Source organism: Salmonella sp. 5800 (assembly GCF_046558195.1).
In the GTDB taxonomy this organism is placed as follows: Bacteria; Pseudomonadota; Gammaproteobacteria; order Enterobacterales; family Enterobacteriaceae; genus Salmonella; species Salmonella enterica.
In genome coordinates this window covers 1-261 of sequence record NZ_JBGDOX010000045.1, presented here as the reverse complement: position 1 = coordinate 261, position 261 = coordinate 1, and the positions used below count along the sequence as shown (strand labels likewise).

Annotated in this window: 1 protein-coding gene; it reads right to left on the bottom strand. The window is 67.0% G+C overall.

The annotated features are described in order from the left end of the window. A partial coding sequence (locus tag ACLJZ5_RS22135; protein WP_410959034.1) for a LysR substrate-binding domain-containing protein occupies window positions 1–261 on the bottom strand: 261 nt, incomplete at both ends.

Sequence of the window (261 nt, the reverse complement as noted above, 5' to 3'; positions counted from 1 at the left end):
CGCGGCCATCTGCATTAGCCAGTCGCGAAAGGCTATCGCGGCTTCGCTCTCGCCCGTCGCCGTGCGCGGCGTGACAAGCCACCAGCCGATCCGCGGATCGTCCAGTACCGCGTCGGGCGCCGGCTGCACCAGTGCGCCGCTTGCCAGTTGCGCGGCGATGAGGCGGTGGCGGCCCATCGCAATGCCTTGTCCCGCGAGCGCCGCTTCAACGACGATGTTGTAGTCATGGAGATGCACCGTCTGTGCATCCTTCAGGTCGAC